The 21,998-nt window shown below is 38.3% G+C and carries 15 protein-coding genes; 4 read left to right on the top strand and 11 right to left on the bottom strand.

What is annotated here, in order from left to right; all coding sequences use genetic code 11:
• Positions 1-10 precede the first annotated feature (10 nt).
• Together ABXG98_RS03675 and ABXG98_RS03670 are read left to right on the top strand one after the other, a co-directional pair.
• A complete protein-coding gene (locus ABXG98_RS03675; RefSeq protein WP_353537325.1) occupies positions 11-724 on the top strand; it encodes a cytochrome b/b6 domain-containing protein in 714 nt (237 codons plus the stop codon).
• Between the two features lie 100 nt (positions 725-824).
• Positions 825-2,093 carry a valine--pyruvate transaminase gene (locus ABXG98_RS03670; RefSeq protein ID WP_353537324.1) on the top strand — a complete coding sequence of 423 codons (1,269 nt, stop codon included), beginning with the start codon at positions 825-827 and terminating at the stop codon, positions 2,091-2,093.
• A gap of 95 nt (positions 2,094-2,188) precedes the next feature.
• On the opposite strand, the gene ABXG98_RS03665 is transcribed toward ABXG98_RS03670, so the two are convergent.
• Entirely contained in the window at positions 2,189-3,253 is a 1,065-nt protein-coding gene (locus ABXG98_RS03665) for a branched-chain amino acid aminotransferase (RefSeq protein WP_353537323.1), read from the bottom strand.
• 339 nt (positions 3,254-3,592) lie between these two features.
• Here ABXG98_RS03665 and ABXG98_RS03660 point away from each other — a divergent pair, with 339 nt between their 5' ends.
• A complete protein-coding gene (locus tag ABXG98_RS03660) occupies positions 3,593-4,051 on the top strand; it encodes an Lrp/AsnC family transcriptional regulator (RefSeq protein ID WP_353537322.1) in 459 nt (152 codons plus the stop codon).
• A gap of 98 nt (positions 4,052-4,149) precedes the next feature.
• On the opposite strand, the gene ABXG98_RS03655 is transcribed toward ABXG98_RS03660, so the two are convergent.
• The 8 genes from ABXG98_RS03655 to ABXG98_RS03620 form a co-directional block, all read right to left on the bottom strand.
• Positions 4,150-4,605 carry a methylglyoxal synthase gene (locus ABXG98_RS03655; RefSeq protein WP_353537321.1) on the bottom strand — a complete coding sequence of 152 codons (456 nt, stop codon included), beginning with the start codon at positions 4,603-4,605 and terminating at the stop codon, positions 4,150-4,152.
• Between the two features lie 121 nt (positions 4,606-4,726).
• Positions 4,727-5,356, bottom strand: coding sequence for a bifunctional 4-hydroxy-2-oxoglutarate aldolase/2-dehydro-3-deoxy-phosphogluconate aldolase (gene eda, locus ABXG98_RS03650; RefSeq protein WP_353537320.1), 630 nt, complete (start codon positions 5,354-5,356; stop codon positions 4,727-4,729).
• Between the two features lie 3 nt (positions 5,357-5,359).
• Positions 5,360-6,310 (bottom strand): sugar kinase, encoded by a 951-nt coding sequence (locus ABXG98_RS03645; RefSeq protein WP_353537319.1) that lies wholly within the window; start codon positions 6,308-6,310, stop codon positions 5,360-5,362.
• Positions 6,311-6,436: 126 nt separating this feature from the next.
• Positions 6,437-7,735 (bottom strand): MFS transporter, encoded by a 1,299-nt coding sequence (locus ABXG98_RS03640; RefSeq protein WP_353537318.1) that lies wholly within the window; start codon positions 7,733-7,735, stop codon positions 6,437-6,439.
• A 4-nt stretch (positions 7,736-7,739) separates the two neighbouring features.
• On the bottom strand, positions 7,740-8,081 hold the full coding sequence (locus tag ABXG98_RS03635; protein WP_353537317.1) for a cupin domain-containing protein: 342 nt from the start codon (positions 8,079-8,081) through the stop codon (positions 7,740-7,742).
• 12 nt (positions 8,082-8,093) lie between these two features.
• Positions 8,094-10,235: an alginate lyase family protein gene (locus tag ABXG98_RS03630; RefSeq protein WP_353537457.1), complete on the bottom strand. Its 2,142-nt coding sequence runs from the start codon at positions 10,233-10,235 to the stop codon at positions 8,094-8,096.
• Between the two features lie 120 nt (positions 10,236-10,355).
• Positions 10,356-12,632 (bottom strand): polysaccharide lyase 6 family protein, encoded by a 2,277-nt coding sequence (locus ABXG98_RS03625; protein WP_353537316.1) that lies wholly within the window; start codon positions 12,630-12,632, stop codon positions 10,356-10,358.
• A gap of 87 nt (positions 12,633-12,719) precedes the next feature.
• Entirely contained in the window at positions 12,720-16,070 is a 3,351-nt protein-coding gene (locus ABXG98_RS03620; protein ID WP_353537315.1) for a TonB-dependent receptor, read from the bottom strand.
• Between the two features lie 338 nt (positions 16,071-16,408).
• Here ABXG98_RS03620 and ABXG98_RS03615 point away from each other — a divergent pair, with 338 nt between their 5' ends.
• Positions 16,409-17,143, top strand: a complete 735-nt coding sequence (locus ABXG98_RS03615) for a FadR/GntR family transcriptional regulator (RefSeq protein WP_353537314.1) — start codon at positions 16,409-16,411, stop codon at positions 17,141-17,143.
• A gap of 190 nt (positions 17,144-17,333) precedes the next feature.
• On the opposite strand, the gene ABXG98_RS03610 is transcribed toward ABXG98_RS03615, so the two are convergent.
• Positions 17,334-18,215 carry an NAD(P)-dependent oxidoreductase gene (locus ABXG98_RS03610; RefSeq protein WP_353537313.1) on the bottom strand — a complete coding sequence of 294 codons (882 nt, stop codon included), beginning with the start codon at positions 18,213-18,215 and terminating at the stop codon, positions 17,334-17,336.
• A gap of 147 nt (positions 18,216-18,362) precedes the next feature.
• Positions 18,363-21,263 carry a TonB-dependent receptor gene (locus ABXG98_RS03605; protein ID WP_353537312.1) on the bottom strand — a complete coding sequence of 967 codons (2,901 nt, stop codon included), beginning with the start codon at positions 21,261-21,263 and terminating at the stop codon, positions 18,363-18,365.
• Between the last annotated feature and the right edge of the window lie 735 nt (positions 21,264-21,998).

Below are 21,998 nucleotides of genomic sequence, written 5' to 3'. Positions count from 1 at the left end.
GAGAGCTGATATGAGTATCGAACGTAAGCAAGTTTTTGTATGGAGTCGCAATATACGCTTATTTCATTGGATCAATGTAATAGCTATAACATTGCTGATTTTTATCGGATTAATTATTTTTAATAGTAAATTAATTGGCGTGAGTACGGATGGAAAGATCTTGTTAAAGACTATACACGTTATTGTAGGCTATGTATTTGCTGCTAATTTACTCTTTAGGTTGACCCTTGGTTTTGTTGGCAAAACATACGAACGATGGAATAAGGTATTGCCCTTTGCAAAAGGTTTTTCTAAAGAGTTAGCCGACTTTAAAGCGCATAAAAAGTCAGCTTATAAAGGGCATAACCCTGCCGGTAAATTAATGGTATTTGCTTTGCTCTCGCTAATGTTAATTCAAATGATTTCTGGCTTAGTTATTGCCGGTACAGACATTTACTACCCGCCTTTTGGCCACTATTTTTCGCAAAGTATTGCCATAGATAAGCAAAATCTTGATGCCATTAAGCCTTATTCAAAAGATAATGTTGACCAAGTTGCCTACCAAGCAATGAGAGATATTCGCAAACCCTTTATCACGGCTCATGTTTATGCATTTTATGGTTTACTGTTGCTTATTCCTCTGCACATTATAGGTGTCATCGTCGCAGAAAGAAGAGAAAGAACCGCGTTAGTCTCAGCAATGATAACTGGCTATAAACACCTTCCGACAGAAAAGGAAGAATAATCAGTAATTTCAATGAAGTAAAAACACCTTGCCTTGCACAAGCGATAGCAATTTATTTCAGTTATACTGGTCAACCCTATTTATAATGAATAACAACTGTATGAACTTATCAAAATTTGGCTCAAAATTTACCCGTCCAAATGGGATCAGTCAATTAATGACGGATTTAGGGAATGCAAAAAACAGCAAAAATCCTGATATTATTATGCTTGGTGGCGGTAACCCAGCAGTTATTCCCGAAGTTAACAGCGTATTTGTTAGCGAATTACAAAAGCTAATGACGAGTACCCAAATTGATAAGGTTATTGGCCTTTACGATCACCCCCAAGGTAATGAAGATTTTCGTGTTGCACTCGCCAATAAACTGAATGAAAACTATGATTGGGGTTTAGATAAAAACAATATAGGCTTAAGCAATGGTAGCCAAGCCAATTTCTTTGTGTTGTTTAATTTATTTGCCGGAGAGATGACTGATGGTAGCCATAAAAAGATCCTTTTTCCTTTAGCTCCTGAATATGTAGGTTATGCTGATCAAGGTTTGTCAGAGGATATGTTTATTGCGATCAAACCTGACATTGAAATTTTAGACGCCGATAGCAAGTCAAAGCAGTTCAAGTATGTGGTTAATTTTGATGCCGTAGCCCAAACATTAGCATCAGACAACGCTATTGGCGCGCTGTGCGTTTCAAGGCCAACCAACCCTACAGGTAATGTCATCACTGATGAGGAGCTAAACCAATTAGACTCACTAGCGCAACAATATAATATTCCTCTTATTGTAGACAATGCCTACGGTCACCCGTTTCCAGGGTGTATATACACTGATGCTACCCTCACTTGGAATTCAAATATTATTTTATGTATGTCTTTATCTAAATTAGGTTTAGCTGGGTTACGCACTGGCATAGTTATCGCTAACAAAGAAATTATTCAAGCGCTTGGTCATATCAATGGCAGCATGATCCTCACCCCTAATAGTTTGGGGCCTTCGTTGTTGACCCGAATGCTCAAAGATAAAGAGCTACTCAAGCTCTGCAAAAATGTGGTTAAACCTTATTATAGTGACAAGTCACAAACCGCAATTGGGTTATTCAATGAAATTTTTGCTGATAGGTCGGTGTATTTGCACAAGGTAGAAGGCGCATTTTTTATGTGGCTGTGGTTTAAAGATGCCAAAATAACGAGTGAAACACTGTATCAAAGGTTAAAAGAAAAATACGTTTATATTATCCCGGGGCATAATTTTTTTATTGGTATCGATGATGATTGGCAACATAAACACCAGTGTATTCGAATTAATTATGCTACCGACGAAACCACTTTACGAAAAGGCTTAGAAACAATTAAGCTTATTATGGATGAAGCTTAAAACATTGCCGCCCTGAACACCCATTTTATTGGTAATTAAAATGGGTGTATTTTAGCAAGTTGGCTACCTTGTTGCCCACCTAGCAGAAATTAAAACTAAACCGTTTGAATCCAACCAAACTTATCTTCTCTCGTTCCGTATTGAATCCCGGTTAATTCATCATAGATATGCTTAGATACCGGCCCAGTTTCATTATTGTTAATAATATGCTCTGCCCCTTTAAAACCTAGTTTTCCAACGGGAGAAACCACTGCTGCGGTGCCACAACCAAACACTTCTGTTATTTTTGAGCTATCAATATCGGCTAATATTGTTTCAATATCGAGTTGTGCTTCACTCACCTCATAACCAAGCGTAGGCGCTAATTTTAAAATAGAGTCACGTGTTATGCCCGGTAAAATGCTACCGCTAAGCTTAGGTGTTACAATGGTTTTCCCTTCATACACGAAGCAAATATTCATTGCGCCAACTTCTTCAATAAATCGACCTTCAACTGCATCTAACCATAACACTTGAGAAAAACCTAATTTGCTGACTTCTTCTGAAGCATAAAGACTAGCAGCATAATTTCCACCGGTTTTAGCCTCACCGACACCACCTTTAACAGCACGGCGATACTTATCGGCAACAAAAACAGAAATAGGCGTTAAACCACCACCAAAATAGCTACCTGCTGGTCCAGTTATAATAAAGTGGCTATATTGGCTGCTAGCCCCCAAACCCAGCTTAGGGCTTGTAGCAATCATTGTTGGGCGAATATACAAAGACGCACCTTGTTGATCAGGCACCCAATTTTTATCCAGTGCAACTAATGATTTTATCGCATCAAGGTGTAAGCTCTCATCAACTTCAGGCATTACCATGCGTTTGGCCGAGCGATTAAATCGCTTAATGTTTTCTTCAGGACGAAATAAATTAATTTTACCTTCACTATTACGGTAAGCTTTCAATCCTTCGAAGATTTCTTGGCTATAGTGAAAAACAGCTGCGGAAGGGTCAAGTGACAAAGCATGGTAAGGACTAATTTTTGCGTCATGCCAGCCATTTTTTTCATCAAAATCTTGTGTAAACATGTGATCAGAGAAGGTGGCACCAAAACTGAACTCTTCAGGGCAATTATTACGTTCTTCTATCGGTAGTGGGTTTATTTCTATCGTCATCGTTATCTCTTTATCGTTATAAAATTACAAATACTTAATAAATTAGCTTAAAAGAGAAGCTAATCAAATCTGCAAAACTTTGATATGCCTTAACATGCTATTTTTTAGGTCACCTTCAAACGCGCAAGGTTATTATGACTGATATTGTACAACACTCGTTTACGTTAGCATGCAATTTATTCTATATTTTTTGTCTTTGTTTTTGCTCTTTGTTTTTGATCTTTGTTAAAACCATCCTATTGTAGCCAACTTTTACAAAATGCTTTTTGCTTTGTTTAGTATTAAAGCGCAATATTTTAGGATAATATCTTTAAATAACAACGCTAATTAGGATGAGTTTTGGAATTAGACAAATTTGATAGGAAAATTCTACAAGCACTGCAAGAAAATGGTGATTACTCCATGGCAGAGCTTGGCGAAATTGCAGGTCTTTCTCATACTCCCTGCTGGCGGCGGGTTAAACGTTTGCAAGCAGAGGGGATTATTAAAGGCAAAGTCACCTTGCTCGACCCAGATAAACTTGAACTTTCAGTGACGGTTTATACTTATATTACCATCAAAAGCCATGCTGAAGAATCGCTAAACGCCTTTGAAACAGCCGTACAAAAGGTTAAAGAAATTGTGCAATGCCACTCAACCAGTGGTGATAAAGATTACATACTTAGGGTGTTAGTTAACAGCGTTAGTGATTATGAACGGCTGCTTAAGCAAACCCTAATACATTTGCCCAATGTAGCTTCCGCCAACTCCACTTTTGCATTAAAACAAATTAAGTGTACAACGCAACTGCCGATATAAAGTTGGATAAAAGCAGCCGTTGACATTTCTTTGGCATTTCGTTGATATTCATTTTTTTTTGGGGGGGGGGTAGGTAAACCTAAGCCATACCAACTAGATTACCTTCGCTCAGCAAGGTATCGTTCATAGTCAGGTACACTGCGCTCATAGCTTTTATCAAACAAGCTAGAATTAATTAAAAATTCGGCACTGGAAAGATTACATGCAACAGGAATATTCCAAACAGCTGCGAGACGTAATAGCGCCTTGACATCTGGGTCATGAGGTTGTGCCTCTAATGGGTCCCAAAAAAATACTAGCATATCGAGTTTGCTCTCGGTTATTAATGCCCCTATTTGTTGATCTCCCCCCAATGGACCGCTGATCAGTTTAGTAATGCTGAGCTGGGTTTGTTTTGTTAAAAGAAGCCCGGTTGTGCCTGTAGCATAAAGATTATGTGGCGATAGTTTTTCTTTATAAAATTGACACCATTTGACCAGCTCTTGTTTCATATTATCGTGTGCAACTAGCGCTATAGATTTTTTTGCACTGGAATTTATATTTTTATAATGCATAACAATACCTGTTGAATGAGAATAAGGATAAGTATTACTAAATTATGCATCTTAATGTCGCCTGAGTATAGACAGTTTACGTTTATAAAATCTTATAAACGTGGTTGCATCATGCTGTTATCTATACCCGCCCCACTTGATTTGAAGCAGCACAAGCAGCCGTAATTTGAGCCCAATTTTCTGACTCAACCCATTCTTTTTTCGCAACCCATGTGCCACCCACAGCAAATACGTTGGATAATGCTAAGTAATCTTGTTGATTTTTTTCATTGATACCGCCGGTTGGACAAAAAATAATATCTTGAAAAATTGAACTCATCGCATTTAAAAACGGCGTTCCTCCAGCTAATGATGCAGGGAATAACTTCAATTGTGTATAACCAAACTCACGTGCTAACAAAATATCTGCCGCATTAGCAACACCGGGTAATACAGGTACAGGACAATTTGAAAGTTCAGTTAACAACTTAGTTGAAATAGTAGGTGTAATAATAAAGTCACTACCCACTTCAAGTGCTTGCTTTAAAATAGTACCGTCGATAACAGTACCTGCACCTACGTGTAACTCAGGTAATTCTTTTTTTAATGTATTAATAACATCAAGAGAAACGTCAGTTCTCAGTACTACTTCGACTAATTGTATACCCGCAGCCACCATAGCTTTTGCGGTTTCAACGCCCTGAGATACCGTATTTGCTTGAATAATGGGCAACAGAGTTTGTTTGCCCATTAAAGTAGAAAATGAATGCATTTATTAACCTTTAATTAGGGTGTTTAAATTTTGTTTATCAATAAAGTCTTGATATGCCTGTTGTTCAACAATGGCACCTCGGTGCTGAATAACAAAGCCTGCAGCTTTAGCAGCCAGCTCTATTGCCTCACTGAGCGTAAACCCAGTTGTTCGTGCGCCAAGATATACCCCATTAAACGAGTCGCCTGCTGATGTGGTATCAATGACATTTTTAATTGGAGTAATAGGAAAATGATAAGCTAATTCATCGGCATAACAGAAAATGCCCGCTTCGCCATTTTTAATGACTAACTCTTTAAACTGATAAGGCTTACAAAAGTTGTAAACAGCCTCAGAGCTTGATAAACCATACAATTGTTCAAAGTCATCAACGCCCGGTAGAAGAATGTCTGCGTAGCTAAATGCTTGTTCAAACTGTGCTTTAGCTTGTGACTGGCTGTCCCACATACGCGCACGATAGTTAGGATCAAACACTATGCTTACACCGGCTGCTTTTAACTTTTCGATCATTGCCCAAAAATCAGTCCGCGCATCAGGATCTATTACGGCTAAAGATATGCCAGAGAAGAAAAACACATCCCCTTTAGCTAATTGATTTACTACAGCATTATCAATGAACTGCATAACTTGTCTAGCCGCTGAATTTTCACGCCAATAGGTGAAACTACGTTCACCTTGACCATCAACTTGAATCGAATATAAACCTGGAATTTTTGTGTCAGATTCAAAAACGAAGTCTGTTCCAATATTTTCTTTTTGAAAATATTGCATCATATCTAGGCTAAATTGATCTTTACCTACTGCTGTTACTAATTGCACTTTCATATCAGGGAAAGTGCGTTTTAGGTAGACAGCAGTATTAAAAACATCACCTGCAAATGATTGAATCATTGTATTTGATGATGATTTCATCAACTCAATCATACATTCGCCGAATAAAAAAATGTTTCTCATTTACAAAACCTTATTAACTTTCATTACATTTATTCAATACTATTACTCGATGCTAATGTTCGATATTAGTGTTCGATACTAATATTCGATAACTAGACTCAGTAATAGTATTGAGTGACTGACTTCTTAAGACTTAGGTTTGAGTGGCTCAATTTTTGGAATCAGTATCCAAACAGCGGCCATAGCAATAACAGCTAACGATGCGCCAATAACAAATGCAGGTGTATAATTACCGTCAGCCGTAAGAATTGGCACAAGTGCCGTTAACCCTAGTGCCCCAAGTTTTGCAGCCATGCCCGAAAAACCTGCTAGCGTACCCACAGCTTTTTTGCCGTATAAATCACTTGGAAGTGTTTGAACATTACCAATAGCGGCTTGAAAACCAAATAAAATAACCGCCATAATAATTACAGCCATAGTTGGCCCACCTGGATTCGCCATGGTAAGTAATGCTGGTAACATGATCAAACAGCCCAAGGTAATTGTTAGCTTACGTGTTTTATCGGTATTCCAGCCCGCTTTTAAGCGGTTTTGCGCAAGCAAACCACCGAACCAAGCACCCAACATTGCACCAACATAAGGAACCCAACCGTAGATACCAATCGACTTAACATCCATTGCATAGACTTCATTAAGGTAAATTGGAATCCAAAATACAAATAACCACCAAATAGGGTCTATCGCTGCAGAGGCAATAATCACGCCCCAGCTTTGCTTACGAGAAAGTAATTCACCTGTAGAAGGGTTATATTCTTCTTCATCGCAAATATCGCCAACATCGGTATTTTTCTGCCCAGTTAAAATATATTCACGTTCTTCATCAGTGATCCAAGGGTGTGATTTTGGTGGCGCTTTAACCAAAATGATCCAAGGAATAAGCCATAATAATCCAACCAAACCTATGACAACAAACACCATTTGCCAACTAAAATACACCGTTAAGTAGGCAATTAAAGGTATGGCGATAATGCCGCCAATAGCGGCACCTGAGTTAAAAATACCTTGAGCTAAGGCGCGCTCTTTTGTTGGAAACCAGTCAGCATTACTTTTAGCGGCTCCAGGCCAGTTGCCTGCTTCTGCAACACCTAAAATGGCACGAAAAATACTAAAACTTAGAACTCCTTGTGCCATTGCATGAGCAGCAGTGGCAAGAGACCAAACACCAATAGACAATACAAAGCCTAAACGTGTGCCTACCCAATCAAATATTTTGCCAAAGATGGCTTGACCAAAAGCATAAGACAAGATAAAAACAATTGAGATATTTGCATATATTTGCTTACGCTCTAATGCCGTCTCATCGGGAAAAAGCTCTTCTACAATATCAGGCCATAATACGCTAAGTGCGGAGCGATCAATGTAATTAATAACGGTCGCTAATGCGATTAGAGCAATTACCCACCAGCGCAAGTTTTTCATTTTCATATGCCTATTCCTCTAAAAAATCTTCGCGTGGAGGGCTAAAAGTATCTATTAAAATACCGCCCGTTGGACAGGTAGCCCCATGGTCTGCATGTGGCGGAATCATGCAACTATCACCAGGTTTCATTATCTTAGTTACCCCGTCAATATTGAAATGAAACTCTCCTTCAACCACATAAGTTACTTGAGAATGTCTATGCGCATGATTATAGCCAATTGCGCCTTTTTCAAACCAAATTTTCACCGCCATCAACTCTTCGTTGTAACCTAACATTTGACGTTTCAAACCACCGCCTATGTCTTCAATTTCGGTTTCATTACCAGATAAAAAATGTTCACTCTGACTCATACTTCCCCCTAATTATTTAACTTCAAACCATTTAAAACGGCCAGAAAATTGATATTTAGTGCCATTAAATAAAAATGTATTTGATTGTTTATTGTTTACGTTTTCAGCAGCATTAAACGCTAATAAATAACGCTTTCCACCTGTTGTAGTTAATTCCACTATATCGATATCTTTATTTTTTTGATGCGATAATGTTTGTACCCTGCTAACTGCATTTACAGTGAATTCTTTAGCTGGATTAAACTCGCCATGTGGCTCTAATATGCTTACAAACGTGTGATTTTTTGATGTTGCTTTACGGTTAATAAAAGCATTTTCATTTCTCAGGTTAAATAATGGATCGTTTGCTCCTATCTGAGTAAATAAAAACGATGCATCGCCATCCATAATTGAAGAACTGGTATAAAACCTGCCGTTATCATTTAACCAAGTAATTTGTGCTAGGCCGGCGTTAGGTTGGGCCTGGGCTTTTAACCACAAGTGCTGATAACCATTTGCTTCGCCTAACACTCCCAAACTGGTTAACTGTGTATCTAACTCAAAACTGGTGCTAATTAATTGCCCTTTGTAATGTACAGGCAAGTCATATTGATGGTTACTAGTTGATTTAACATCAAATACATCAATAACTAAAGATTGCTCTTGATGTTCAAGATTAATTAACGCCATAGTTCTTGTTAAAGAAACTCCTGGGTAAGCACTGTCAATTTTAGCTGAGCTAATCGTGATATTTTCATTGGTTTCAAAAAATAATAATTCTGGGTGGTGCTTGTTACCTTTTTTCACACTACCATTAAAATGCGTTTTTTCGTCAACAACTACCGTGTTATGAGCAATTGTTTGTTTTGCCCAGGTGTTATTTTCAGGTAAATAGCGCCCGCCATATTTCGCTTCAACATTTAAGAACCGAGCCGCACCATAGTCTGAAACGATTTCTTCGCCTTTATCGTAAAACTGCCATGTTAATTTATCAAAATGACCGTGTCCTAGACCTTGTGCTGCGGGTTTAAACAATAATGCTTGTTCGCCACCAACATTTTGACGCATGATAACTAAGGCACCTTGCCTACCGTCATTGCCATCACCTAAAGCAACTGAATTGAATTGATATGGTGTTGCCAAGTTATTATCTAATGCTTGTGCTACTTTGAGGCCATCGCCCGTTAATACAATTTGGTTTTGTTGTTTAGCGATATCGAGCAAACCAGTATCTGAGGTTAATCCATACGCAATTGTGACACCATTAACTAATTCAATGGTGTCTATTCCTTTACTTTTAATAGCATCATTGATCGGAAAGAATAACTGGTTGTAACTTAGCTGAATGGTGGTATCTATCGCTTTTAAGACAATCCCGTTTCGGTATTCAAAGATCTTACGCTCTGGTTGGTTGGTTTGAATAGCTTTAGCAAAAGTAACAAACGGCATTAACGCATACCGCTGGTAATATGGACCTTCATTGTAATAACCTTGCGGAGAAAACAACTCGTCAAGTTGACGTAAAAAACCGCCTTTACCTGATTTATCTAAACCATAAAGTGCTTGTTCAACCCATTCAAGCTCTCCTAACACATAACCGGTCATCCCTACAGCAGCCGTTGTCCAAGTGCCATGATTATGAACTTTGTTAAATGTTTCGGGCGACTCTACAGATAAAAACTTTACCATAGGACGAAACAACCCGTTTTCAATTGTGGCTTGTTCTTCAACGGTCAATGAAGATAAAATCAAATCGTAAGCTTGACTGGTATACACAAGCCAAACCGCTTCATTTAAACTTTGCCAAAATAGCTTGCCTGGGTTTTGTTTACCCATTTTTCTTTTTGGGTGTAGAGGTAAGGTAGGGTAAAGCTCGGCATAGGTTAATAACATATCACGCACATAATGAGCATATTGATCATCTTGCGTTAATTGATAAGTAATTCCAGTATCGTACATTAATTGATAATTTTTTTTATGCCGTTCATGAGTATAGCCACCACCACCATCTTTTGGGGTTGGCACCTCAATCGCTTGCGTTATTTGCTGATCAACAAATAATTTATTAGCGACAAACTTTCGCTTAAATTGTCCGTCTTGAGTTATCGCTACTCGCATACTTTTTACATCTGCTGTAGTTACAACTAAATTTGGACTCGTTTTAGCCATCGCCATTTGATTAGTGCCAATTACAGCAAAAATAACCACTGTAATAATGAACAACCAAGGTTTAGAACTAGCGTTATTTGCTTGTATCGTTGGGGTGAGAGTAATAGATTTCATCGATAACCTTCATTAAGATTGTTTGTTGTTTAACAGGATCGCAGTATGCGGCCCTTTAGCACGTAGTTCTTTCACCGTAGGTGCAGCTGTTTTGTGAAAAGTATTATGCTTTACTGTTGTTTGAGGCTCGCCGACGGTATGTTCAATCACAACGCTAGCAGTGTTCTCAAAAGTATTAGATTCAATATTGGTTACTTGCACACCATGCAAATAGAGACTTGAACCAATTTTATTACGCTTGCCTTTACTGCTGTTTTTAATGATATTGTTTGTCATTTCAAGATGAGGTCCGAACGTGCTTTCATCTGAACCACCCCGATATAAATTAACTAAAGCACCTTGTACATTATCAAAACTATTATTTTTTATAATCACATACTCAGCATTGTAAATGCCTAGGTCTTCAATCTCTTTATTCAAACGCAGGAAGTCACCGGTGATATTGGTAAACTCATTACCTATCAACTCAATATAATCAGCAAAGGCACCATTGCCTGAATCAAAAAAATGAAATGAGTGGTTAGTATCAAGCGCTTTAACTAGGGTGTTTTTCATAATGAAACGATAATTTTCAACCATGCCCCATTTTTTAGAGCGTATTAATGTATTACCAGAAGAGTCAGGACTATTACTGCCGCTAATGTATAGTCCATCAAGCGCTAGACTACCGCCGTCTGAAAGTTGAAATAAGGTTGAACGCTGAAATGTTATTAAAGCTTTATGCTTATGCTTAGCTTTAATTGAGAGTGTTTTGTTCACATCAATCATTTTTCTTACATCGTAATGCCCATCAGCTAGCACAAGTACATCACCATTATTAGCGGTTGATACCGCATTGAATAATGCATCATCTGATGCGTTAACATGAATAATGTTACCTGATTCAAATTCAACTAAGCTGTTGACTTTTGGGTACCAGCTTGGGCCTGTGGCAGACTTAGCCACGGGAGAAAGTGATTTTTTAGCTCCTTTATCAGCAAGCTTGGCACTGACAGGGTAAAGCAAGCCATTGTTTGCTCGCTTAAGTGTTATTTTTTGTTGGTTAATACCTGATGAAAGTTTTTCATGTGCAACGGTATTGGCAACGTTACCTGTAAATTCAATACCGCTTACATCATCAAATAAAGTAAAGGGTTGTTGTCCATTTTCATTAAACATCAAGTTGTTTCGCATGCTTGAATTAATTGGCACTGCGCTTCTTTCAGCATCACTACCAGCAGCTAGTTGAACATGAGCAACGTTGATTAAGGTATTATTTGCTACCAATGCATTTTCTACCTGATGATAGCGATTAATTTTTGAATTTGGCACACCATTCATGATGGTAAAGCCACTACCAAAACGATAGCCGGTCAAACCTTCAAGGTAATTGTTTCTAACGACTTGATCTTTGTTTATAACGCGGATGCCGCCAGTATGGTCAACTCCGTTACCGATAAATATGTTCTCTTCGATTAAATTACCATTGCCATGGCGTAATGTTAGCGTGCCTCTTGATTCAAAAAACACATTCTTTCTGATTTTATTTTGGCCTGATTTAATTGAAATAATTTCTACTTCACCATCACAACGATCAAAATAGTTATTTTCAACCACAGTAAATGAATTTGATAAAGAATAATGACTTGTACCAATACGTAATGTTTCGCCACCATTAGAGCCTAAAATAGGACGAGGGCCAAAGTAGTTATGGTCAATTTTATGATGATTTTCTTGGCTATTTTTACTATTCAGGCGAACAGCAACGGTTACGCCTTTATTTCGTTTACCTGTGAGATAATTGTGATCAAAACGATTATATTGCCCATAGATTGCAACCCAATAATCAGTTTCACGTTTATCTGGGTTATTAAAGTTATCTATCACAACTTCGGTTACCCGAGAATGATACGCTAAATGTTCTTTATTACTTCTAAACTCAATTACTGCACTGCTTGGGGTAAACCCATCTTTAAAAACTAGCCCAGAAACAACTAAATGTTGTCCCGACAATCTTAAGTTTGATTGCCCCGTAAGCACCACTTTACCTTTGGTTTGTGCTTTTAATGTGATGGGTTTTTGCTTTGTACCTTCGCCTTTAAACAGTATTTCAAAATTATGCCAAGTACCATCAGCTAAGACAATATTGTCACCAGGTTGTACTTTTTTAATCGCCTTATGGTAAGCGTTAGGCGTATCAACAACCCAGTCTTTTGCGCTAACGTGGCCAGATAATAATAACGCCAATATCACAAAAAATAGCGATAACATAATGACTTTATTGTGCGGTAATGTTTTAAGTGGGTACATGAACATCTCTTTTAAATCTATTAAAAAACAATGGCTTTCTAAACTCCGTGTAATAGAAAGCCCTAAACAACCAACATAAATACTTAATTAGAACTTAGCTTTAATACCTAAGAATAGCTTACGACCTGAATATGAGTAATCTGACACTGTACCGGGGCCACGTGTCATTACCTGCGCTTCTTCTAACAAGTTAAGCGCTTTTAAAGAGACCGATACATTCTTGCTTACCTTATATTTAACTGCCGCATCTAAGTAATCACTGTCTTCAACCCAACGATTACTTTTATGAGGAAAGGGTAAGTTATTCGGTTGGAAATAACGTGAACGATACTTATACATTAAGCGCATTGACAAATTATCACCTTCCCAATAAATAGAGCCTGAAGCAATGTTTTTTGAGAACCCAAAAAGGTTTGCATCTGGGCTAATCCCCCAGTTTGCAGGCTCTTCAGAGATAAAATCTGACACGGCATGGTTCCAAGCACCTTTGATGCCTATTCCACTTAAGATACCGGGTAATTCTGTAAAGTGCTTCTGGAATGTTAATTCAAAACCTTTAATGGTTGTCTCATCATTGACGACTTGATTAGTGGCATAAGGTATAGCATGAGAGTATTGTTCTTCAGTTACAGAGCCATCAACTGAGACTACAGTGACGGTAGGTACGCGATAGTCTGTCACCCTACTCGTACCACCAGTGAAGTTTTTCCAGTAAGTTCCCAAGGTAATTGCCGCATCTTGGCTCGGGTACCACTCTAACGATAAATCATAATTACTAGCCGTAAATGGCCTCATCATATTACCTTGGGCAACACCACCAACTAGCGCATCATCATAAGCACCACAATTATTGTCTTCACTGGTATCGGCACTATTACAGTCTGTAATTGTTTGCCCCGCAGACATGGCACTCATAGAAAAGCGTGACATTGAACGGTAAGCAGCCGCTCTAAGATACCATTCATCGTTTAATTGAAAAGTCAGGTTAAGGCTCGGTAATAGCTCTGAATAGTCGTCATCTAAAAATACTTGTGCCGTTTCAGAGCTATAGATCCATTCCAGATTTTGTGTTTCATCTTCATCAGTATCAAGATTATCCTCTTGAACATAACGTTGAGTAAGAATGGGTTTTTCTCCCCAAGATTTCGAGCTAGTTTTAGTTTGTACATAACGTACACCTACATTACCTGTTACCGGTATACCAGCTAGCTCAGAGTCAATGTTTGCCATTACATATACAGCAGTAACATCTTCTTTAACATCTTTAACCTGACCACTTTCTTTGTTAGGATCTTCTCCTATATCGTAAAATCCTATGTTAGGGTTATTACCTGCTTCGGTAAGAAAACCTACTTGACCTAAATAGGCACCAATTAAACAAGTCGAATCAAACGTAACAAAGTTACCGGCATCAGCTGCACCGCCTGAATTGTCCATAAAACCATCTAAACTATGACCATTATCACCACAAGCTTGCGCCCACGCAGTAACCTCAGCATGTTCGTCTGGATATAAACGGTCAAAATCGTTATTTTCGCCATCTCTGTCAACATGATCATCAGAATTCCAGTTATCATCGATTGGACGACGAGAGCCATCATCTACATTAAAAGCCGTTTGAATGTCAGAGTAATCATATAAATGTTCACGAGAATAGCGAACACCTGCCTCAATTGATGAAATAACTTGGTATTGATCAAACGCATACTGTGTATCAAAGTTAACAGCCCAGATATCATCATTACGATGTGTTGATTCACGACCATATTCTAAATATGCACCGCCATCGCTGCCAACAAAACTAGCCATATCACTAACATCAAATGCAGGACCGGCAAACTCAGGGTTCTCAACTAAGTTTCCATCTTCATTCATATAGTAAAAGTTAGCAATCTCTCTTTGTTCACTATCACCAAGGTATAATTTAGGTACGTCGCCTCGAGAGTCTAGCGAATATGCTGTTTGACTTTCATGACGAAATTTTGCTCGTTGGCGTAAACGGTAACGGTATGATTGTGAATAAGAAGCGCCTACCGACACGACTAAATTATCATTAGGGGTAAAATCAACATCAATACCATAACCATCATATTCATCAACTTGATTACGGTTTTCACCTTGTAAGGTCAGTTTACCCTCACCTTCTTCATAAAGTAGATTACCGTTAGCGTCAATAATCAATGTATCAGGATTCAGGTTTTTAGCTCGCTCTTGCGCTAGCTCCATACGATCTTCTGTGTACTCTAAGTTCGATGAAGCGAAGTCAACATTTATATTCCATTCGTCATTAGGCACCCATTGGAAAGTACCAACAAGATTTTGTCGTTCGTCTTTATCTGTACCTGTACGCCAATATGAATCGTCAGGAATAAAGAAAATAGAATTTGGATCAAATTTAGCTAAGTGATCAGCACCATTTTCACCGAAATATTCAGCATTAGCATTAGGTCCTAATGTTATGAGGTCATTCGAACGACCAGGGCTGACCATGGTATCGTTTTCAGGCACTCCTTTTTTCATATCACGATCGCCACAACGCTCGCCCGGATCATGTGATGTGCCACCATCCATGGTTACCAGCTCAGAGCCATCAGCCGCTCTAAAACTACAAGCAGCTAAGGTAGTGCTACTGCCATAGTTTTCTTCTGGGTTAGCAGAATTACTTTGTACATAACCCAAACTAAACCCTAAATCACCAAATGATTCTGTTTCAAAATTTTGAATGGTTGAAAGGGTAAACTTGTTGCCAAATGCAGACTGATTATCCGCTTCAGTATAGTAATCGTTATAAACCCCCTGCACTTCAACAGAGGTATTACTTTTCCCGAAATCAACAGGACGAGCAGTGCCTACATCAATAGTACCTGAAGTACCACCTTCAATTAAGTTGGCTTGTTGAGACTTATAGATAACAACTTTATCCACTAAATCTGACGGGAATTTTTTAAAATTCACTGCTCGGCCAGGCCCAGCATTAGTGATTGTTCTACCGTTAAAAGTAGAGTAACCCCAATAAGAGCCTAACCCACGAATAGATACCTCATTTTGGCTCCCTTTTAACCTGTGTGCCGAGGCACCTGAGATATTTTCGATAACATCAGATAATGATAAGCCCGGTAAGTCGCCAAAATCTGCCGCCGCTATTGCATCAACAATAGCAGTATTATGTTTTTTCTCGGTAAGCGAGCGGGTCATAGTTCCGCGCATACCGCGGACTTCAATGACTTCAATGTCTCCGGCTTTGTTTTTTACCTCTATTGAGCGACCAGCTAAGTCAGACTGAGCAACTTTCGCTTTTTCAATTTGAGATACATCAGCTTCTACTGCATATATTGGTGCAGCTATAATAGCTAGCATAGCTGAACTAAATAAAGCAGCCTTCCCTTGTTTGGTCGATTTATTCACTTTTAAAACGCTACTAATTTTATTTAATTTCATTTCAATTCCCATTTCACCGAGTGCTTAATTTTTATTATTTTTTATTTGTATTCTAAACTGCTAAACGTAAGCATTTTGACTTAGACAATTCATTGTATTTGATTTAACCAACTTAACGCCACCTTGTCAACCAAATTATATTACCAATAATAAACACAACAACCACTATTGGTAATAACACGCAGATACCACAAAAGCCTTAACTATAGGCACCCACAAACAAATTAAGATACTTAAATAGAATAAAATCGCTTAATAACTTTGCCTTAACTGGTGATTGGCGATATGATGAAATATATATAGTTTATAATTTTTCGTTAGATTGGTAAGGATATAACATGGGCAATCGTAGATTGTTTTGGAGTATAGTTGAAAAAATTGAAGCATCCATAAATGCAGGTGTTTATCCTCCTGGGAGTCGTTTACCTCCAGAAAGAGAGCTAGCCGAAACATTTAACATTAGCAGGCCTACTGTACGAGAAGCCATTATTGCTTTAGAGGTAAGAAAAAAAGTTGAAGTAAAAACAGGCTCAGGGGTTTATGTCTTAAAATCTGTAAATCAGCCAAACCTGGAAGAAAAAGTGAATGCCTTTGAGGTTACTCAGGCTAGAGCCTTAATTGAAGGTGAAGTAGCAGCCATTGCCGCTACAACAATCACTGAAAACGAGTTAGAGCGCTTACATCAAACCTTAATTGATATGGAAAATGGACAAGATATAGCTGCTGCAGATAAAGAATTCCATAAAATTATTGCTAAGGCTACCCGAAACAACGCCATGATATTATCCGCAGCAAACTTATGGAAGTTACGCTCTTCAACCCCTGAAATAATTCAAGATTATGATAGCGTATGCAGTAAAGATAACTCTAAAACACTGGCAGAGCACTATGCTATATATGAAGCGTTAAAATCAGGTGATGCTACACAAGCAAGGCAAGCAATGCATTGTCACTTTAACCGTTTAATCAATGCGTTATTTGACGCGGTAGAGTCTAGAGCATTAGAAGAAATAAAACGTAAAAACAGTGAAAAAAGAGGATTGTACTCCATCCCAAATTCTACAGTTAGCTAATATATTTTCACAAAACGCTTGTTACTGCATACCAATAAAAATATCAGTACAGAATATCAATACAAAAAAAAGCCTCTCAAGTGAGAGGCCAAATAGAATACAAGTGCTAAAATGATAACAAGCTAGTTATTTAACTTACCACACCATGACCCGTTAACAATGGCATTGATGTAGTAAGCATTAATGTAAGTTACTGCGCTAATTTAGTGAAGTAATCAAAAATTACAGGTACGTCGTTTTGCCCAAGACCTGCATCAACAGCAGCCTGTAGATTAGCTGATGTACCTTGAGCGATCAGTGATTCACTCCCTAAATCTGCAACCATTTGATTGAAATAACCAAGATCTTTATTGGCATTTGCAATAGAGAAACCTAATTTCTCTTCGCCATCTACCGCGTAAAATTTACAAAACTGCATGAATGGAGAATTAGATGGGCCTGCTGACATAATATCAAACAGTTGTTGTCCATCAACACCCGCCGCTTTTGCAACAGCAAAAGCTTGTGACATTGCAGTAACAGTTGTCATACCAATAAAGTTATTGATTAACTTAGTTGTGTGACCTGCCCCCAAGACACCAAGGTGAAAAACGTTTTCTCCCTGCTGCTCAAGTACGGGTTTAATTTTATTGAAGGTCTCTATATCTCCGGCCGCCATAATGTTCAATAAACCATCTTTAGCATGAGCTGGTGTGCGCCCCAAAGGTGCATCAATCATACCAGCGCCCTTTTTGGCAAGGTCTGCACCAATTTTACGTGTAGAAGCCGGGATAGAAGTACCAAAATCAATCAATACAGCACCTTCTTTAATTCCGGCTAAAATACCATTTTCGCCGTATACAACCATTTCAACAACGTTTGAAGTAGTCAATGCAAGCATCACAATGTCACTTTTTTCAGCTAATTCCTTTCCTGAAGTTACTTCAGTGGCATTACCTCTAGCAATAACTTTAGCAACAGCCTCTTTATTAAGATCCATTACATTTACTTGAAAACCACGTTTTTGTAGGTTTTCTACCATGTTGCCGCCCATAAGGCCAAGCCCTATAAAACCTATTGTAGGTTGTGTCATATCTAACTCCTAAATATCTTTATGTCTATTTCAAATACTAACCAAAACACCTTTTATTGTCAACCAATTATTAATAATTGGTAATAATATAAAGGTTTTTTTGTAAATGGTGACTACAAACAACCATAGACACCATTTATCAGATAGTTAGAACTTAGCGCGAACACCGATAGTGTAACGACGATCAGCTTCTGTATATAACCAAGGCGTACCGTACTCAGATTCAAATATTGACGCTTCGCCTGTTAAGTTAGTTGCATTAGCAACCACAGTGAAATGATCATCAATATCCCAACTAGCAGAGAAATCTAGCTGTCCGCGACCAGCACGGTAGTTATCAGAGAAGTTTAAAACACGTTTTTCATCTTCACTAGATAAGTACTCAGAGCGATAATTGTAAGCTAAACGAAGTGCATAACTTTCATACTCCCAAAAACCTTGTAAGTTGTAGGTATGCTCTGAAATTTCTAAAAGTGGTCTTACTGGTTCGCCATCAACTTTAGGTTGTTCACTGTCAGCATAGGTATAGTTAGCACTTAAGCCTAAACCAGACCAAAAGCTAGGTAAAAAATCAAAGTGTTGTTGGTAACCAATTTCAAAGCCTTGAACTTTGCCTGACTCTCCGTTGGTATCTTGAGTGGTATCAATACCAGTAAGCCCTTGTGCCTGTAATCCTGAAACATGGGCAAAACCTGCAGCATCATCACCGTTAGCGTAATATTCAATGTTAGGGTTATTTACACCAGCGCTATCAAGTGTACAGACAGCGTACCACTCAGTCACATTTTGTCCTGAGGTAGAAGCATCAGCAACACATGACTGCTCACTGCTTAAGAAAGATTCAACATCTTTATAAAATACAGCAAACGACACCATATTACCTTCACCAAAATAGTGCTCAACTGACAAGTCATATTGCGTAGCTCGGTAAGGGTCTAGGCCAATAGAGCCTTGAGTTGCTTTAGTAATATCATTATTTACATCAAATGCAGGACTCAGTTCACTAAAGTCTGCACGACGCATCACTTTAGCAGCAGCAAAACGCATTACCGTTTCTTCATTAACAAGATAACTAATATTTACACTCGGTAAAAAGTCATTGTAATCATTTTTACCGGTTACTTTTTCATCGTTAAGAAAAACAGAAGATTCTAAGTCTGTTTGAATATAACGACCACCTACAATAGCGTTAATATCATCAAATTCTATATAAGCTGATAAGTAGATAGCTGCTGTGTCTTCGGAAATATCACGAAAAGCACCATTTTGAAACGTTTGGTTATCACGCAAGCTACCCGTTGTAGCTAAGCTAGTGCCTTGCAGCAACGATTGTAATTGGCTGTAAACATTACTTGGATTAGCTAAACCATTAAAAATAGCTGAAGTTAACAAATCGTTTTGACCTGTAAGACCAATTTGGTCAAAAGAATTTGCATAAGTATTAACTGAGAAGCTACCAGGGAATGCAGCGTTATAATCGTCATACCATAAAGTGGCTAGCTGACCATCCTTATCGCCGCCTTCATAGAAGGCTTTTTTGTAAATGTCTTTTACTTCTTCTTTGTACTGCTCATAACTATAATCAGTTTGCGTTAGGCGAATACCCGCTTTTAATTGTGTTAACCAGTCTACTGAGAAAGGTTCATCCATAACTATGTCTAATCGTGCGGCTGTTTCTTTATTACTGGTATTTTTTAACTCACTCTTAAATGTACGTAATGCCAAGTTGTCTGGGTTAGTATAAGCATCAGCAACACTGTGAATGATGCTAGGCAGCTTGTCGCCGCTTTGATAAAAAACGCCATCATAAACATTATTAACCAACGAGCCTGATGTACCGTCAAACTCACTTCTCATCACTGGTCGTAAAGTAAATTCAGAATCTGGTCTTGTGCTTTCAGAAGATGAAACTGAAACTTCACCAGAAATTTGTATGGTGTCGGTTAGAGACCATTCAGCGCCAAGTGCATGAGAATAAGCATCAGTATCGCGGAAATCGCTGTATGTTTTAGGAATAGCAAAATCATTAGTTAAGGTGAAATCGTTAATTTGTCCTGCAGCATCGGCAGTAGTGCCTGAATGAGTTTGTAAAGAGCCAACAACGCCTAGAATTGAAGTACCTGTTTGTTCACCAGAGCGCTTGGTACCACTTAAGTCAAGATAAACCATACCGTTACCAGACTCAGGTGCCCACTGAAGTGACAAGTTAAGTGCTGTACGTTCACGGTTTTCAACATATTGTTCAACCGTATGTTGGTCTCTGACAATAAATTCACCATTGTCTGGGTTTCCTGATAAGCCATTTACATCAATATCTTGAAATAAGGTACGGCTCATAAATTGATCTTGGCGAATTTCACGATCTTGATAAGCAAGCATCACACTTGCACCAAAAGTACCAGCATCCCCTAAATTCCAATTATTACCAATTGAACCACTAAAAATAGGAGCCAAGTTTTCAGTTTTATCGGCGTACTCAAAATCTAACGACATTGCGCCTGTTAATTTATCTAACTCTAATGGGCGAACAGTTTTCATGCTTACCGTGCCACCGAGTGCGCCTTCGATCATATCAGCGGTTGGTGATTTAACCACTTCAACGGTTTTCAAGAAGCTTGACGGGTAATCTTGCAGACTGATACCGTCTCGAGAGTCACCAATAGTAGAGCGGCCGTTTAATTCAATACGGTTTTGAGGTAAACCACGAATAGAAACGCTGTCACCAACACCAAAATCAGAATTGATTGAAACACCCGTAATACGCTGTAATGCCTCTGCGATGTTATTGTCTGGTAATTTACCAATGTCTTCTGCAACAATTGCATCTACAATTCTGCCATCTGTACGTTTTAATACCGCAGCGGCTTTCATGCTTCCTAACATCCCTGTTACTTGTATAACTTCAATTTCGTATGTTTCGTTTTTAGTCTCTTCTGCAGCATATGTAGGCGCAGCTAGCATTGACACAAGTGCAGTAGTATAAAGCGCCTTTTTTATATGTACTTTATTATGACTATTCAATGCTTCACTAATTCTACTAAGTTTCATTATTAATTCCCCAGATGATTATTATCTTTTTAATTGAAGCGGAAACGCATCCACCTCCGCCACTGACCACAATTTAGACAAAAGACATGATTTTGTCAACCACTTATTATTACCAATAGTAATTAAATGAAATAATTTAACTTACCAATACGAATGTAAATAAAAACAAAACACAACAAGCATCATTAAACCAATACCTTAAAGGCATTTAAGATATTGGTATTTCATTAAGGGTTATTGATTTATGATGCAGTAAAACAAGATGCTAAGCTATTATTTTGGTATAACAGTATAATTTCATCAAAAGCCAATACCTAAGAGTACTTTTGTTAACGTATTAGAACAAAACCATCAAACAAATTGGTTAACCAATAACATGGAAAAACAAAAAGACACGTTTCCCTGACGTGACGGCAGACACTCACCTAGAATTCACCTAATCATCAGAATAAGTGTGGTTAAGGGAAATAAACAGATCACTAAACCACTTACCCTATCATTGGCTCAATATTTTTTAATAAAACAATTGCTGATTAACATGTAGTTTTGGCTGAGAGTAATTATGGGTGGCTTAGTTAATTTTTTAAAGCGGTTACAGCTAGTGCTTCACGTGGTACTGCCGCCCATAGCTCCAGCCCCCAAACAAGGGGTTTGCTGCCCTCAATGTAAAGCGTACATGACCCTATACCTGATGCGACGAGCGCAGCGCGTGATTATTGGTTACCCGATTTAGAA

The sequence above is a fragment of the Colwellia sp. KU-HH00111 genome (assembly GCF_040362745.1).
Lineage (GTDB): Bacteria > Pseudomonadota > Gammaproteobacteria > Enterobacterales > Alteromonadaceae > Colwellia.
This window is presented reverse-complemented; position numbering and strand designations above follow the sequence as displayed.

Excerpts from the sequence above, each read along its gene's own strand:
- ABXG98_RS03610 (WP_353537313.1), bottom strand. The coding sequence starts at position 18,215 with ATGACACAACCTACAATAGGTTTTATAGGGCTTGGCCTTATGGGCGGC.
- ABXG98_RS03645 (WP_353537319.1), bottom strand. The coding sequence starts at position 6,310 with ATGAGAAACATTTTTTTATTCGGCGAATGTATGATTGAGTTGATGAAA.
- ABXG98_RS03615 (WP_353537314.1), top strand. The coding sequence starts at position 16,409 with ATGGGCAATCGTAGATTGTTTTGGAGTATAGTTGAAAAAATTGAAGCA.
- ABXG98_RS03675 (WP_353537325.1), top strand. The coding sequence starts at position 11 with ATGAGTATCGAACGTAAGCAAGTTTTTGTATGGAGTCGCAATATACGC.
- ABXG98_RS03635 (WP_353537317.1), bottom strand. The coding sequence starts at position 8,081 with ATGAGTCAGAGTGAACATTTTTTATCTGGTAATGAAACCGAAATTGAA.
- eda (WP_353537320.1), bottom strand. The coding sequence starts at position 5,356 with ATGCATTCATTTTCTACTTTAATGGGCAAACAAACTCTGTTGCCCATT.
- ABXG98_RS03605 (WP_353537312.1), bottom strand. The coding sequence starts at position 21,263 with ATGAAACTTAGTAGAATTAGTGAAGCATTGAATAGTCATAATAAAGTA.
- ABXG98_RS03670 (WP_353537324.1), top strand. The coding sequence starts at position 825 with ATGAACTTATCAAAATTTGGCTCAAAATTTACCCGTCCAAATGGGATC.
- ABXG98_RS03620 (WP_353537315.1), bottom strand. The coding sequence starts at position 16,070 with ATGAAATTAAATAAAATTAGTAGCGTTTTAAAAGTGAATAAATCGACC.
- ABXG98_RS03665 (WP_353537323.1), bottom strand. The coding sequence starts at position 3,253 with ATGACGATAGAAATAAACCCACTACCGATAGAAGAACGTAATAATTGC.
- ABXG98_RS03630 (WP_353537457.1), bottom strand. The coding sequence starts at position 10,235 with ATGGCGATGGCTAAAACGAGTCCAAATTTAGTTGTAACTACAGCAGAT.
- ABXG98_RS03640 (WP_353537318.1), bottom strand. The coding sequence starts at position 7,735 with ATGAAAATGAAAAACTTGCGCTGGTGGGTAATTGCTCTAATCGCATTA.
- ABXG98_RS03655 (WP_353537321.1), bottom strand. The coding sequence starts at position 4,605 with ATGCATTATAAAAATATAAATTCCAGTGCAAAAAAATCTATAGCGCTA.
- ABXG98_RS03625 (WP_353537316.1), bottom strand. The coding sequence starts at position 12,632 with ATGTACCCACTTAAAACATTACCGCACAATAAAGTCATTATGTTATCG.